The sequence below is a fragment of the Vibrio aestuarianus genome (assembly GCF_028858425.1).
Classification (GTDB): Bacteria; Pseudomonadota; Gammaproteobacteria; order Enterobacterales; family Vibrionaceae; genus Vibrio; species Vibrio aestuarianus.
On the sequence record NZ_JAKNYQ010000001.1, the window covers coordinates 2,371,127 to 2,385,740 of the forward strand.

A 14,614-nucleotide genomic window follows, 5' to 3' on the forward strand; every position below is an offset into this window, starting at 1 on the left:
ATACAAAAAGTGGCACATAAAGTGCCACTTGTCTGCTTAAAAATAAAGACCACTAACGTTAAGATTTCAACAATTTAGCAATGTGGGCTTTCAATACATCAATGGCAATACGGTTTTTACCACCGCGTGGAACAATAATGTCAGCATACTGTTTTGACGGTTCAATAAATTGCATAAACATCGGACGAACCGTTTTTTGGTACTGCTTTAAAACAGACTCCATAGTACGACCTCGTTCTTCAACATCACGCTTAACACGGCGTAATAAACAGATATCCAGTGGTGTATCCATAAAGACCGTGGCATGCATTAAATCACGCAAGCGAGGATCAGTAAGAAGCAAGATACCTTCTAAGATGATCACTTTTTTCGGGGTGAGCGTTGTCGTTTTATCAGTACGAGTATGCTCAGTATAGCTGTACTCTGGCACTTCAACCGCTTCGCCGCGAGTCAATTTTTCTAAATGTTGGCAAAGAAGGTCGTGATCAAGTGCACTCGGGTGGTCGTAGTTTGTCTTTACACGCTCTTCCATGCTGAGATGGCTTTGGTCGTTGTAATAGCAATCTTCCGTAATCACACCAATTTGGTGGTCGCCCACTTTGGCACGAAGTTCATTATATATCGTGCTTGCTATGAGGCTTTTTCCAGAAGCTGAAGCGCCAGCAATACCTACGATGACGCATTGATTATTATCAGACATTATTTTTGCACCCGATGTGGTTTGGTGATGAAAATAGATAAACTGCCCGATTATAGGGACTTAACCGATGTGATGCCAGTCAATGCTTAGACTTTAAGACGGGTTTTATTCGAATGGAGTAACAAAGCACCAAGCAAACGTTTTCGTGCGTTACATGGTGCTTAACGGGCTATTCGACCAATGTAAAACTGATTGCATCTGGTTTGGCTATACCTTGCCAATACAGACGAGAGCAGACATGATCAGCTAACGCCAAGTAGTGCTCAGCGTGCTCGCTTTCTGGCCTTGCGACTACCGTAGGCTTACCTTGATCAATATCTTCACGCACAGTGATGTGTAACGGGATTTGAGCGAGCAAAGCTAAACCATACTCACTGGCGAGTTGCTGCGCACCTCCCATTCCAAAGATATGCTCTTTCTCGCCACAGTGACTGCAAATGTGGTAGCTCATGTTTTCAACTAATCCAACTACTGGCACATCCACTTTTTCAAACATCGCAGCTCCCTTACGTGCATCCGCAAGCGCAAGGTCTTGTGGTGTCGTCACAATCACCGCCCCTGTTACAGGAATTTGCTGAGAAAGCGTTAATTGAATATCCCCCGTGCCCGGCGGCATATCAATCACGAGGTAATCCAATTCCGGCCACTCGGTTTCATTGAGTAATTGTGCTAACGCTTTAGAAGCCATTGGCCCTCGCCAAATTGCCGCATCGGCTTTATCAACCAGATAGCCAATTGAGTGAGTATAAATGCCATGCGCAAGGATCGGCTGCATCCACTTATTGTCTCGCACTTCTGGTTTAGCATCTTGTTTACCAAGCATCATCGGCACTGATGGACCATAAATATCGGCATCTAACAAACCGACTTTAGCGCCAGAGTGAGCAATTGCTAACGCCAAATTAACTGCGGTCGTTGATTTCCCAACCCCACCTTTTGCTGATGTTACAGCGATAATATTCTTTACCCCGTTTACACTGTGGGCAACTTTCGTTTGCAAGGCTTTCGGTGCGATAAGCACATCAAAACTAAATTCCACTACTTCTTTGGCTTGCTGTTTTGCTGTGATCCACTGAGACAACGATTGAACCAATTCACTCGCCGCAAAAGGTAGTTGAATGTTAAAAATACCCGCAGCAGAAATGGAAACCAAATTAGGCTGATTTGCCCAACCAGAAATCAGATAAGGATGTTCAAATTGGTTCAACCAATCGCAAAAATCTTGTTTAGACGTGAACTGATGCATACGCTCTCCTTTTTTGCTCATGCTATCACTCTCCTTTGTCTGACAGAACCCTAAAAAAGTTGCGGGATTCCTTAAGCGCACGCCTTGGAGTCATTCGCTTCATAAGGTAGTATTAGTCACAATTTCTAATACCTATCAATAAAAGCGAATATTAAGTATGGCGACTGATCCAAGAAACGTTTCTTCAAGGAAACTGCTGGTAACTTGTGCCCTTCCGTACGCTAACGGTTCGATCCACCTTGGTCATATGCTTGAGCATATCCAAGCCGACATTTGGGTTCGTTACCAACGCTTACGCGGCAATACTGTAAACTTCATCTGTGCTGACGATGCTCACGGCACGCCAATAATGCTTAAAGCGCAACAGATGGGTATCACGCCAGAAGAAATGATTGCCGCGGTAAGCGAAGAGCACCAAAAAGACTTTGCGGGCTTTGATATCAGCTTTGATAACTACCACAGTACGCACAGCGAAGAAAACCGCGAGTTGGCTTCACATATCTATCTTGAACTGAAGAAAAATGGCTTTATTTCTAGCCGCACTATTTCTCAGTTATTTGACCCAGAAAAAGAGATGTTCCTACCGGATCGCTTCGTTAAAGGCACTTGCCCTAAATGTAAGTCTGAAGACCAATACGGTGACAACTGTGACAATTGTGGCGAAACATACAGCCCGACTGAATTGATTAACCCGAAATCTGCCGTTTCTGGTGCTACTCCGGTAATGAAGGACTCTGAACACTTTTTCTTTGACTTGCCTCAGTTTGAAAGCATGCTTAAAGAGTGGACTCGTTCTGGTTCACTACAAACTGAAACTGCAAACAAAATGCAGGAATGGTTTGAGGGAGGCCTCCAACAGTGGGATATTTCACGCGATGCGCCATACTTTGGCTTTGAAATTCCAGGCGAAAAGAACAAATTCTTTTATGTGTGGCTAGACGCACCGATTGGCTACATGGGCTCATTCAAAAACCTATGTAACAAACGCGATGACTTAGACTTTGACGAGTACTGGAATAAAGACAGTAAAACAGAGCTATACCACTTCATTGGTAAAGATATTGTCTATTTCCACAGCCTATTCTGGCCTGCCATGCTTGACGGCAGCGGTTTCCGCAAACCAAACAATGTATTCGTGCACGGTTATGTGACTGTCAATGGCGCGAAAATGTCTAAGTCTAAAGGTACGTTTGTCAAAGCAAGCACTTACCTTAATCATCTAGACCCTGAATGCTTACGCTACTACTATGCGGCAAAACTTAACAGTCGTATCGATGACCTTGACTTAAACCTTGAAGACTTCACACAACGCGTCAATGCTGATGTGGTTAACAAGATTGTCAACCTTGCTTCTCGTAACGCTGGTTTCATCACCAAGCGTTTTGAAGGCAAGCTTTCTGATACATTCGCTGAGCCAGAGCTGTACGCCGAATTTGCCGCCGCTGCCGAGCGTATTGCTGAACTTTATGAAACACGTGAATTCAGTCGTGCGATTCGTGAAATTACCGCACTCGCTGACAAAGCGAACCAATACGTTGATGAAAAAGCACCTTGGGTTGTGGCAAAACAAGAAGGTAAAGATCAAGAATTGCAAGATATCTGCTCGGTAGGTATTAATCTATTCCGTGTATTGATGACTTACTTGAAACCAGTTATGCCTGCACTGGCTGCACGTACCGAAGCTTTCTTGAATCAAGAACTTACGTGGGATGGCGTACAAGATCCACTCACAAGTCATAGCCTAACACCATTCAAAGCGCTATTTAATCGCATTGATCCTAAGCACATTGAAGCCATGATTGAAGCCTCTAAAGAAGATGCAGCAGCGGAAGCCGCAGCAAAAGAAAAAGCAGAAGCGGAAAACGAGAAAGCAAGCCAAACGGAACTGGACAAAGATCCAATTGCAGATGAAATTGAGTTTGATGCATTTGCAGCGGTTGATATGCGTATTGCTCGTATTATCTCATGTGAAGCAGTGCCAAAAGCTGACAAACTACTGAAATTCCAATTGGATATCGGTGGCGAAACGCGTCAGGTATTCTCTGGTATTAAGTCGGCTTATAAACCAGAAGAGTTAGAAGGTAAACTGACCGTGATGGTCGCTAACCTCAAACCTCGTAAAATGAAGTTTGGCATGTCGGAAGGCATGATCTTAGCCGCAGGCCCTGGTGGTAGTGACTTGTGGATTTTAGAGCCACATGAAGGCGCTCAGCCTGGTATGCGCGTAATGTAATCGCTCGCCAAATAACAAAGTCCCCAATGCAGAGATGTATTGGGGATTTTTTATATCCCCTAACCAGCAATAGCGATCCGCCTCACACTTTTAGTTCAAAATGCACTGTTTTGATGCATTAACTGACCACAAAAAACCATAACCATCTGAATAATAAGAAATTAATAATTGGCATTAAGTCTGCAACCTCCTTATTGGTATAACATTAACAAGGAGTTGGTTATGTTTGTTTTTATCTCTATGCTCGTCTCTATCGGGATATTATGGTCCATGTTTTATTTATCTAAACAGCGTGAATCAACCTTACAGCGGAAATATGAATTACTGATCAATCTGCGCCAGTTGCTGCTTCTTACCCGCCAGCACCGCAGCATTACGCACCATGCATTGCTATCAAACAGTCGACGAGGCACCGAATTAACTGAAATACAGGACCAACTATTTCAGAAAAGTAACCAACTGATTGCCACAGCGCATTTTGACAACAAGCCAATGTACCGTGTACTACAACTCAAGCTAAAAGCATTGATGAATGAATGGCCAGAACGCAGTGTCGCTCGTAATCAAATGATGCATGGTAAAACGATTCGCCACTGTATGTTCTTAATGGATGAAGTCATTTTGGCGTGGTTAGTTGAGTCAAGCCGCGAAGACTTAAGTGATGAATACCACATCAACTGGCAACAAGTCATCGATGCAATGGACTCACTCACACAACTGCGTATTTGTATTGATGATATGCAAAGCCAGGATGGACGAATGCGTCTACAACACTACAGCGATGTCGTGAGACGTAAGATGAATCAGTTAGCGTTAATTAGCCCACTGACGATTGCTTCGCCTAGCTGTTCATCAGCCCTGCACTGCTTAGGTGAATTACACGACCACCCCGCTTTTGATATTAGCCCCGATAGGATGTATCAAATCACCACCGAAATATCATTGAGCATTTCGCATGTGTACGATCAAATGCTGAGTGATTTAACTGAAAGCCTCTACCAGCCACTACCAAAAATTGCATTCAGTTGAGTAAAATAAGTCGGTTAGCATTAACGCTAACCGACTTACTCGATTTCTATCACAAATATTTTTTAAACAGAGCGCTAAAAGCAAACGATACCACTAGACTGAGCGATAGGTCGTCTTTAGGTTGAGATAAATGAAAGCAATATCGTGGATGTTAAGTTGTCTGCTACTCTCTTGCTCGTTAGCCGCACAAGAAATGCGAGTAAAGTTTGCGATTGGAGAATGGGCACCTTATACCAGTTCATCTGCTAGCCCCAACGAGAAAATTGCAGAGCAAATAGTGGTCAAAGCCTTTGAAAGCCAGGGTTATCAGGTTGAATTGGATTACTTCCCTTGGTCACGCTCTCTACGCCTTGCAGCTCAAGATAAGTATGATGGCAGCTTCCCTTGGATGGTCAGCGACTCAAGACAGGAAAAGTTTCTTATCTCAGTGCCATTCTTTACTCAAAAAATTGTCTTTTTCTCACACAAAGATGTGGGCTTTACTTGGAACAATACTGAAGATCTCAAAAAATATATTATCGGTGCAACCCAAGACTACCAAGCAACCAATTATCTTATCAACTTAGGCGTTGAGCCCAATATCGCCAACGCTGAAGAGATTAATTTTATAAAGTTAGCCAAAAAACGTATTGATGCTTATCCGACAGGTTTGATCAGAGGAAACTATTTACTCGGTAAACTATTTGATAGCAAAGAAGCATCTCAGTTCCAAGTCAGTAGCCAATCTCTAATGGAAGACGAAATGCATATTCTATTTTCTAAACACAACCTTGAACGCAGCCAACATCTTAACCGAGTGTTCGCTCGAGGTTTACAGCAGCTTATTGACAGTGGTGAATATCAACTTATCGTTTTTGACAGCAACCGGATTGATGAATGAAAATTTTGGCTGATGATTCTATGAACACAAAAGCCCCAAACATTGGGGCTTAGTTTTAAAGAGAAGTGTAAAGTTTAAGCGTTAAAGCATTTTACGTGCAGCTTCAACAACTACTTTAATTGAACGCGCTTCCGTCTCTTTTAGTGTAGCGTGGTCTGGGATCTCTTTTTGAGTACGGTTAATGATAACACCGGCCACACAACCCGCTTTCAAACCAGAACTTGCACACATAGTCAGTAGCGTTGCAGATTCCATTTCAAAGTTTAGCACGCCCATGTCTTGCCATTCTTGCATTGAACCTTGGAAACGGCGTACAACACGACCAGTGAAAGTGTCATAACGTTCTTGGCCAGGGTAGAAAGTATCACTAGATGCCGTAACGCCCATATGCACTGTAGCACCACTTTCAACAACTGCTGCTTTCATCGCGGTTGCCACATCAAAATCAGCAACAGCAGGGAATTCCATTGGGGCAAAATGCAAACTCGCACCATCAAGACGAACAGAGCCTGTGCTCACGATCATATCACCAACATTGACATGTGGTTGGATGGCACCAGTGGTACCTACGCGTAAGAACGTACGAACGCCAAGTTGCGCAAGTTCTTCAACCGCAATAGAAGTTGAAGGACCACCAATACCAGTTGAACAAACCACCACTGGCTTACCATCTAATTCTGCACGGTAAACCGTATATTCGCGATGGCTTGCTAGAAAAACTGGATTTTCCATTTCTTCCGCGATTTTTTGTACACGCGCCGGATCGCCAGGAATAATGGCTAGGGTTGCACCATTAAGATCGGCTTCGGTAACGCCAAGATGGAAAACTGCTTGAGACATAAGTGACTCCTTATTGCGGCTTGTTCAGCTCATAGATATTCATCGGGTATGGACTTACTTTATATGACCTAGCCTCAACAAAGAGTGATCAATTTCACAATGAATACCGTAATGTAACCGAACATTTCACGGAAAAACGGTTTGCATCACAAAAACAGTCCATATCGATGCAATAGTGTACGTTTAAATAATGCGATTGGTTTGCCTATACCCAAACTACTTGGAGTTGCAACTAGGCGGCAAGTGAGTGAATCCCCATGAGCATAGACATACTATGCGATTGAGGTGAGTGAACGTAGCCAACACCGCTGCGGCTTCAAGTAAAAAGGTTATATAGAACAAAACAATGCAATTATAGTTCGCATACTTCACATTTTCAGAAAGAATGGCGGTGAAAGCATAAATGATACAGGAGACAACCCGCCACCCGTATCAACATTAGGTTATTGCTTGAATTTCAATAAGCGCAAAGCGTTCAATGTAACGAGAGCTGTCGCACCACTGTCAGCCAAAACAGCGACCCACAACCCTGTTATCCCCAATAAGCTTGTCACTAGAAATACGGCTTTTAAGCCAAGAGCCAGCGTGACATTTTGCCGAATGTTTCTTAACGTCGCTTGCGATAACTCCACCATGGTCGCTAATTCAATGAGCCGATTATGGGTAATAGCGGCATCTGCTGTTTCAAGCGCAACGTCGGTTCCTCCCCCCATTGCAATACCAATGCTCGCCTCTTTCATTGCCGGTGCATCATTGATGCCATCCCCCACCATGGCCACATTTTTTTGCTGTGCCAACTGCTGGATATAACTGACTTTATCTTGTGGCAACAAACTAGCTTTGAAGTCGATACCTAATTGAGTACTAATGGCTGCAGCACTTCTTTGATTATCACCCGTGAGCATGATCGTATTGATCCCGAGCCGATGCAGAGCATCAATGGCCTCTTTCGCATCTTCACGCAAGGTATCTTGCCAAGCCAATAGGCCAATCAGTCGCGTATCTTCCAAAACAACAACAACGGTCTTACCTTCACTTTCTAATGCTTCGATGCGCTGTTTTGTCTCATGGGAAACACTAACCGTCACTTTACTTGGCGCTAGTGCTTGGTATATTTTTCCATCCACAACCCCACAAACACCTCGACCAATCAGTGCCTTCTTGTCAGAGGCCTGAGCAATCGGTAGCCCCATAGATTCAACTTTAGCAACCAAGGCGGTAGCCAACGGATGGCTTGACCCCATTTCAATAGCTGCCACCATGCTCAATAATTGGTTTTCCGGATAACCATTAAGCGCAATCACATCAGTTACATCGGGTTTGCCCTTAGTTAGTGTACCGGTTTTATCAAACGCAATAGTTTCAATTTTGCCTAACTGCTCTAACGCTGCTCCACCTTTTATCAAGGCTCCACGACGCGCACCGGCGGCTAAACCCGACGTAATGGCCGCTGGCGTTGAAATCACTAAAGCACAAGGACAAGCAATCAATAACAGCGCCAAACCTCGATACACCCACGTTTCCCAAGGCTGAGCAAAAAACAGTGGTGGGATGACAACCACCGCAAGGGAGAGCACCATCATTAATGGCGTGTACCAACGGCTGAATTGGTCAAGAAAACGTTCTAACGGCGCTTTACGAGCTTCAGCCTCTTCAATTAAATGCAAAATGCGGTCAATCGCATTTTCACCCTGTTTGGATACTATGGTAAAACGTACCACTTGATCGACGACCACCGCGCCCGCCATCACATTCTCACCTTTAAAACGTTCAACTGGCAATGATTCGCCAGTTAAAGCACTTTCATCAAAACTGGCGGATACTTCATGTAACTGGCCATCGGCTGGAAGTCGTGCTCCCGGTGATACTTCAACAACATCCCCCGGCTGTAGTTCACTTACCGCGACATTCACGCGATCTCCTGCCACTATTTTTGTTGCTGTTTCAGGTACCAGAGCCATTAATGCTTGCACACCACTTCTCGCGCGAGAGGCAGCAAAAGCTTCCAAACGCTCACCGATAAGAAATAGTAAAAGAACCATCGCCGCTTCTACTGTTTCCCCCAGATAGAGTGCACCTAATGCGGCAACGCTCATTAACGTTTCTATAGCGAAAGGGGTTCCTGACTTTGCCAACTGTATCGCTTTTTTGGCAATCGGATATAAACCAGCCAAGCAGGTTACGACGAAAATCCAGTGGCTAATCTGTGGCAAGTAAGATTGGATAATGGCAGCAAAAACCATGGCTGAGGCTATTGAGAAGATTTGTGCATTGTGGATGAGGATCAATTTCCAACCAGTGTTATCGCTAGTTTTTACTTGAGATGCACCAGTGCGGCGAATCGAAAAGCCCGCACTGGCAACGGCTTGCTCTATCGCTTGTTCTGCCTCTGGCGCATTAAATTGAACCACCAGTTTTTCAGTAGCAAACAGTACTTTTGCATCAACAATAGCGTTTACTTTTTTAATCGCGGTTTCTATTTTTCGCGCACAAGAAGGACAATCCATTCCCTCTATTTGCCAACTTAAAGAATAAAGTGCATTGGATGATGCTCTCCGAGCAGATTCCTCGTCATCAGTAGTGTCTGCACCACTTGGACAACCTTGAGAGCTACAACAGCCGCCATCACTAGGCTCTACCGTAGCCGCTTTAATGGAGGTGATTTTGGGACTAGCACATGAAGCAGAATGCTGATGAACTATCGTTTTTTTTGTTGAGCGACAGGCGTCGTGTTTTGTACACATAAGGTTCTCCTTTTACTTTTCAATAAGCTTACACCTTAGAGCTAACTCCAAGGTCAATACTCCAGTAAAAAAAAGAGACGCTCTTTGGCGTCTCTTGACTACTCACACACAATTTAAGTTAGACTCAGGATAGCAAAGACAACGACATCCTTATTTCGATCGATTAGAAAACGATTGAATCTACTTATACTTGTCGCTTGAAACAGCTGTCGAGATTTTTACCCAGTGCACGTAGCACATCTCTTCGGGTGATAATACCCACCAATTTGCCTTGGTCTATCACGGGATAAACCTTAGGTTTACCGACTTTCATCATATCGGCAAGTTCTATGATAGAGATATCAGGCCCGACAGATAACACATCAGGGTGCATACAGTCACTGACTAGATGTGTGTCTTGGCAAAAATAGCTGACTTTCACTAATTTATCGAGTAGGTCCTGCTCGGAAAGAAAACCGATCACCTGCTCTTGATCGTTAATGACAGGACCGCCTAGATGATCAGAACGAATCACTTTATCTAGCGCGGCAGTGAGTGACATTTCGGGTTTAAAAGTAACCGCTTGTAATGTCATATAATCTTTAACTTTGAGCGATTGCATAATAGTCTCCTTACTTGCAACGTTATGCTGCCTTTAGAGTAAGTGTTGTCTAATTTCTTGATTTTACTAAATGGAAATGACCAATTTTTTTAATAGGCAAAAACTATCACCATTCCAGAGTGTTACTTTACTAAAAGAAAATCATTGAAAAACAAAAAGCCCTTTGTCTCATTTATAAACCACTTAATAGCATTGAACACGCCATTACGCGCAAGATTTTATCGTCAAGATCATCTATATATTAATGTATTAACTTTTATATTATTAAGGCTGAGATATGGCGAATTCACCGTTAATATCCGCTATCTTAGAAAATCCAGTATTGATGTATGCCTTCTTTGAATCGCTTCCTGAGCCAACTTTTCTCATTAACCGTGAAGGAGTCTATGTCGAAACATGGGGAGGAACCGACAGAAGTCGTCACCATGACCCTGCCACCATCATCGGCCTAAACCAGTACCAAGTGCTTCCACACGATAAAGCTCGTTGGTTTAATCAAATCATTGCTGACGTGATTGATAGCGGTCAGCACCAAGAATTCGAATATGAGCTTGATCCGAAAACTTTACCCTGTTTTGAAGGCATAGAAGGCCCTCAAGATGTTCAATATTTCAATGCACTCGTAATCCCGTTAGCCGGAACAGAATATGTACTCTGGACGGTACGTAACATTACCGAATACAAACGTACTGTAGAAAAACTCGCGACCCACCAGCTCGAGCTTGAAAAACTGACCTATATAGATCACCTCACCCAAGTCTATAACCGCTACGCGATGGATTCCTTACTCCCTCAAGCTTTAGATATGGCTAGGCTAGAAAAATCCAGTGCCGCTATTTTTATGATCGATATCGATTGTTTTAAACAATACAACGACCACTATGGGCACGTTAATGGTGATGATGTGTTGCGTGAGGTAGGGAAACTACTTCAGCATTGGAAACGAAAACATGATCTCTGTTTTCGGTACGGAGGAGATGAATTTTTGCTATTTCTTACCGATATAGATGACAAACAATGTAAAGATAGAGCCTATCAACTACTCGATAAAGTGAGAGAACTAGCGATCCCCCACAAAGGTTCACACGTTTCTCCCTATGTTTCGATAACAATCGGCATACAACATTGCGTCGATATACCAACCAACATGACACCACAACAATTTGTTGCAATTGCAGATAAAGCTCTATTTCATGCTAAACATCAGCAACGAGGCACCATTCATATGCTCAAAAAGGACTAAGCAAATGGTACCTATCTCTGCCAACGAGCCGCAGCTTTAGCATCAGAATCTCTTGAATCCACCCAACGTGTTTCATGCGTGGTACGTTCTTTTTTCCAAAAAGGCGCTTTAGTCTTTAAGTAATCCATGATGAATTCGCACGCTTCAAATGCAGAACCACGATGCGCACTGGTAACACCAACAAACACAATTTGATCACCAATATCCATGTCGCCGACTCGATGAATCACACGAATTTTCTGCAAAGGCCAACGTAGCTCAGCTTGATCACAAATTTCACTGAGCGATTTCTCTGTCATACCTGGATAGTGCTCCAGCGACAAGCCAATGACGTTGTCGCCTAAGTTCATATCTCGAACTTTACCAATAAAGGTAACCACCGCACCGGCTGCCGTTCCCTCCGACAGATATTGGTATTCGGCATCAACCGAAAAATCATCTTGCTGTACGCTTACTCTGCTATCCATTTTAGCCCCCGGTCACTGGTGGAAAAAAAGCAACCTCGTCACCAGTTTGCAACACTGTATCGAATGGGACAATCGACTGATTAACGGCGGCTAATAATTTACCAGCCTCTAGCGCGAGCCCCCACTTACCTTCTTGAGCGGCTAAGTGAGCACGCAATGCTTCAACCGTATCAAACTCACTATCAACAACCAAACTGTCTTGCCCAACTAATTCTCGTGTTTGAGCAAAGAAGAGAACCGTAATCATGCCTTCACCACTTACTGTCTTGTTTGAATTATAGTTTTCAAAATTCAATTTTTATTCTTCGGCCTTAAAGTGACCCGATTTCCCGCCTGTTTTTTCCAACAAACGAACTTGGCTAATCACCATATCTTTTTGAACGGCTTTACACATATCGTAGATGGTCAACGCTGCAACCGAAGCAGCCGTCAGAGCTTCCATTTCTACGCCTGTTTTTCCTGCAAGCTTACAAACAGATTCAATACGTACTTTATTTTCAGCCTCAATAGCCTCAAGCTGCACTTCAACTTTGGAAAGCAACAATGGATGACAGAGTGGAATTAAATCCCATGTTTTCTTTGCCGCCTGAATACCCGCGATACGAGCCGTAGCAAAGACATCACCTTTGTGATGTTGCCCAGAAACGATTAACTGCAACGTTTCTGGTGCCATATGAACAAACGCTTCTGCGCGTGCCTCTCTAACGGTTTCGGCCTTTGCCGAAACATCAACCATGTTAGCTTCACCAGAAGCATTAATATGAGTAAATGAGCTCATCGGGCTTCCTTATACCGCAAGGTGAGGCATGAAATTACAAGGGCGATGACTCGCATCCATTTGCTGCTTAATAATTTTCGTCCAACCAGTACGACATGCCCCGGTAGACCCCGGCATCGCAAAAATTACGGTGTGATTAGCAAAACCCGCAATAGCGCGAGATTGAATGGTGGATGTACCTATCTCTTCATAAGAAACCATTCGGAATAACTCGCCAAAACCTTCCACTTCTTTATCAAATAAAGGCTTAAGTGCTTCAGGTGTACTGTCACGAGAAGTGAAGCCTGTTCCGCCAGTGATCAACACCGCTTGGATGTTTTCATCAGCAATCCACTGTGAAACAATCGCTCGAATTTTGTACATGTCATCAATGACAATTTTCTTATCTGCTAATTTGTGACCAGCTTCTTGAAGCTGCTCGGCTAAGTAACCGCCTGAGGTGTCATTTTCTTCAGTACGAGTATCTGACACTGTTAATACCGCGATATTTGCAGGTTGGAATTTGCTTTCTGCGTGACCCATTAGTTCACCTTTCTTTTTAAAATATGATGTTGTATTGAACTTGCCCCTTCGTTATATCGTGGGCAAGTATCAGAAAATTCGAATTTTAGCCGCCGATTGAGGCGAGATGTGGTGTCATTCCTGTATGACCATCATGTAGAAAATGACTCACAGATTTAGTTTGTAATTGCGCTTGGATACGTTCAATTAACGCTGTTTCTTGTTCATCTTTTTCAAGCAGATCACGCAGTTCAACTCCATGGTCGCCAAACAGACACAAATGCAGTTTGCCTTTTGCTGATACTCTTAAGCGGTTGCAACTCTCACAAAAGTTTTTCTCATAAGGCATGATAAGGCCAATCTCACCTTGGTAATCGGCATGAACGAACACTTGTGCCGGACCATCATTATTAGCTCGTGCTTTGAGCACCCATCCGTCCGCAATAAGTTGATTACGAATCGCTACGCCAGAAACATGATGACGGTCGAACAAGCTATCCATATCTCCAGTTTGCATCAATTCAATAAAACGCAGTTGAATGGGACGGTGTTTGATCCAGTTGAGAAAAGCAGGAAGCTCGTGATGATTCATGTCTTTCATCAGTACGACATTAACTTTAACCTGCTCAAATCCGACTTCAAAAGCACGATCAATCCCCAACATTACATCGTTGAACTTATTCTCGCCCGTGATCTGATGAAACATGCGCGGATCTAAACTATCAACACTCACATTGACATGAGTTAACCCCGCGGCTTTCCAATGTTCAACTTGCTTCGCCATACGGTAGCCATTGGTTGTCGTCGCTACTTTATTGATGCCAGCTGTATTGGCCACTGTCGCAATAATTTCGGTGAAATCTTTGCGGAGACTGGGCTCACCACCAGTGATGCGTACTTTAGACGTACCACAATCAGCAAATGCTTTTACGACGCGTTGTATCTCTGGGAGGGTTAAAAATGACGAATTTTTCTGCCCCGAAGGTTTATAACCATCAGGCAGACAATATGTGCATTTAAAGTTACAGACATCTGTAACGGATAAGCGTAAATAATAAAATTTACGCTGAAATCTATCTTCGAATTGTTGCGCCACGAAACACCTTTCCAAATACGGGAGGCATAATCATTTCCAATTATGCCCTTGTGGCAGTAGGCCACTGGCTTAACCACCTTATCTCACAAAAATGAGACTTAGCTGATTAAGCTCGGAGCTATGGCAACTGTTGAGGTATTATAATCAACCAAATCAACAGCAGCTGAAGGTAAAATACTTAATATTTTTAAGTGATTCTACCCTTGTAGCAAAAAAAATATATCCACCACTCAATTTACCACCTAATGAGTATGAG

General features: G+C 43.5%; 14 protein-coding genes and 1 riboswitch. Of the genes, 4 read left to right on the forward strand and 10 right to left on the reverse strand.

The window, feature by feature from the left end:
* Window positions 1–58: 58 nt before the first annotated feature.
* Entirely contained in the window at window positions 59–700 is a 642-nt protein-coding gene (gene udk / locus MCT08_RS10845; protein ID WP_053310194.1) for a uridine kinase, read from the reverse strand.
* 169 nt (window positions 701–869) lie between these two features.
* Window positions 870–1,946, reverse strand: coding sequence for an iron-sulfur cluster carrier protein ApbC (gene apbC, locus MCT08_RS10850; RefSeq protein WP_053310454.1), 1,077 nt, complete (start codon window positions 1,944–1,946; stop codon window positions 870–872).
* Between the two features lie 157 nt (window positions 1,947–2,103).
* On the opposite strand from apbC, the gene metG reads away from it, so the two are divergent.
* The 3 genes from metG (at window position 2,104) to MCT08_RS10865 (ending at window position 6,088) form a co-directional block, all read left to right on the forward strand.
* The gene (metG, locus tag MCT08_RS10855; RefSeq protein ID WP_171979973.1) at window positions 2,104–4,179 is read left to right on the forward strand and encodes a methionine--tRNA ligase; all 2,076 of its coding nucleotides are present in this window, start codon (window positions 2,104–2,106) and stop codon (window positions 4,177–4,179) included.
* Window positions 4,180–4,401: 222 nt separating this feature from the next.
* Entirely contained in the window at window positions 4,402–5,208 is an 807-nt protein-coding gene (locus tag MCT08_RS10860) for a hypothetical protein (protein WP_274678404.1), read from the forward strand.
* 130 nt (window positions 5,209–5,338) lie between these two features.
* Window positions 5,339–6,088: a substrate-binding periplasmic protein gene (locus MCT08_RS10865; RefSeq protein WP_274678405.1), complete on the forward strand. Its 750-nt coding sequence runs from the start codon at window positions 5,339–5,341 to the stop codon at window positions 6,086–6,088.
* Window positions 6,089–6,169: 81 nt separating this feature from the next.
* On the opposite strand, the gene udp is transcribed toward MCT08_RS10865, so the two are convergent.
* The 3 genes from udp to MCT08_RS10880 form a co-directional block, all read right to left on the reverse strand.
* A complete protein-coding gene (gene udp / locus MCT08_RS10870; protein WP_176312965.1) occupies window positions 6,170–6,928 on the reverse strand; it encodes a uridine phosphorylase in 759 nt (252 codons plus the stop codon).
* Window positions 6,929–7,371: 443 nt separating this feature from the next.
* The gene (locus MCT08_RS10875; protein WP_274678406.1) at window positions 7,372–9,672 is read right to left on the reverse strand and encodes a zinc/cadmium/mercury/lead-transporting ATPase; all 2,301 of its coding nucleotides are present in this window, start codon (window positions 9,670–9,672) and stop codon (window positions 7,372–7,374) included.
* 184 nt (window positions 9,673–9,856) lie between these two features.
* Window positions 9,857–10,273: a CBS domain-containing protein gene (locus tag MCT08_RS10880; protein ID WP_274678407.1), complete on the reverse strand. Its 417-nt coding sequence runs from the start codon at window positions 10,271–10,273 to the stop codon at window positions 9,857–9,859.
* A gap of 277 nt (window positions 10,274–10,550) precedes the next feature.
* On the opposite strand from MCT08_RS10880, the gene MCT08_RS10885 reads away from it, so the two are divergent.
* The gene (locus MCT08_RS10885; protein ID WP_261915692.1) at window positions 10,551–11,516 is read left to right on the forward strand and encodes a sensor domain-containing diguanylate cyclase; all 966 of its coding nucleotides are present in this window, start codon (window positions 10,551–10,553) and stop codon (window positions 11,514–11,516) included.
* Window positions 11,517–11,527: 11 nt separating this feature from the next.
* Here the strand turns inward: MCT08_RS10885 and moaE are convergent, their stop codons facing one another.
* The 5 genes from moaE to moaA form a co-directional block, all read right to left on the reverse strand.
* On the reverse strand, window positions 11,528–11,983 hold the full coding sequence (gene moaE, locus MCT08_RS10890) for a molybdopterin synthase catalytic subunit MoaE (protein WP_168522822.1): 456 nt from the start codon (window positions 11,981–11,983) through the stop codon (window positions 11,528–11,530).
* 1 nt (window position 11,984) lies between these two features.
* On the reverse strand, window positions 11,985–12,230 hold the full coding sequence (moaD, locus tag MCT08_RS10895; RefSeq protein WP_168522824.1) for a molybdopterin synthase sulfur carrier subunit: 246 nt from the start codon (window positions 12,228–12,230) through the stop codon (window positions 11,985–11,987).
* A 51-nt stretch (window positions 12,231–12,281) separates the two neighbouring features.
* Window positions 12,282–12,761: a cyclic pyranopterin monophosphate synthase MoaC gene (gene moaC, locus MCT08_RS10900; protein ID WP_168522826.1), complete on the reverse strand. Its 480-nt coding sequence runs from the start codon at window positions 12,759–12,761 to the stop codon at window positions 12,282–12,284.
* Between the two features lie 9 nt (window positions 12,762–12,770).
* Window positions 12,771–13,283 (reverse strand): molybdenum cofactor biosynthesis protein B, encoded by a 513-nt coding sequence (gene moaB, locus MCT08_RS10905; protein WP_274678408.1) that lies wholly within the window; start codon window positions 13,281–13,283, stop codon window positions 12,771–12,773.
* Window positions 13,284–13,368: 85 nt separating this feature from the next.
* Complete coding sequence (gene moaA / locus MCT08_RS10910; RefSeq protein WP_053310206.1) at window positions 13,369–14,358, reverse strand: GTP 3',8-cyclase MoaA; 990 nt, start codon at window positions 14,356–14,358, stop codon at window positions 13,369–13,371.
* Window positions 14,347–14,488: riboswitch (molybdenum cofactor riboswitch) on the reverse strand. It overlaps the preceding gene by 12 nt.
* Window positions 14,489–14,614: the final 126 nt, after the last annotated feature.

Bases quoted from the DNA above. Each gene is read 5' to 3' on its own strand.
- udk (WP_053310194.1), bottom strand. From the start codon at position 700: ATGTCTGATAATAATCAATGCGTCATCGTAGGTATTGCTGGCGCTTCA.
- udp (WP_176312965.1), bottom strand. From the start codon at position 6,928: ATGTCTCAAGCAGTTTTCCATCTTGGCGTTACCGAAGCCGATCTTAAT.
- MCT08_RS10880 (WP_274678407.1), bottom strand. From the start codon at position 10,273: ATGCAATCGCTCAAAGTTAAAGATTATATGACATTACAAGCGGTTACT.
- moaC (WP_168522826.1), bottom strand. From the start codon at position 12,761: ATGAGCTCATTTACTCATATTAATGCTTCTGGTGAAGCTAACATGGTT.
- MCT08_RS10860 (WP_274678404.1), top strand. From the start codon at position 4,402: ATGTTTGTTTTTATCTCTATGCTCGTCTCTATCGGGATATTATGGTCC.
- apbC (WP_053310454.1), bottom strand. From the start codon at position 1,946: ATGCATCAGTTCACGTCTAAACAAGATTTTTGCGATTGGTTGAACCAA.
- MCT08_RS10885 (WP_261915692.1), top strand. From the start codon at position 10,551: ATGGCGAATTCACCGTTAATATCCGCTATCTTAGAAAATCCAGTATTG.
- moaB (WP_274678408.1), bottom strand. From the start codon at position 13,283: ATGGGTCACGCAGAAAGCAAATTCCAACCTGCAAATATCGCGGTATTA.
- MCT08_RS10865 (WP_274678405.1), top strand. From the start codon at position 5,339: ATGAAAGCAATATCGTGGATGTTAAGTTGTCTGCTACTCTCTTGCTCG.
- MCT08_RS10875 (WP_274678406.1), bottom strand. From the start codon at position 9,672: ATGTGTACAAAACACGACGCCTGTCGCTCAACAAAAAAAACGATAGTT.
- moaE (WP_168522822.1), bottom strand. From the start codon at position 11,983: ATGGATAGCAGAGTAAGCGTACAGCAAGATGATTTTTCGGTTGATGCC.
- moaD (WP_168522824.1), bottom strand. From the start codon at position 12,230: ATGATTACGGTTCTCTTCTTTGCTCAAACACGAGAATTAGTTGGGCAA.
- metG (WP_171979973.1), top strand. From the start codon at position 2,104: ATGGCGACTGATCCAAGAAACGTTTCTTCAAGGAAACTGCTGGTAACT.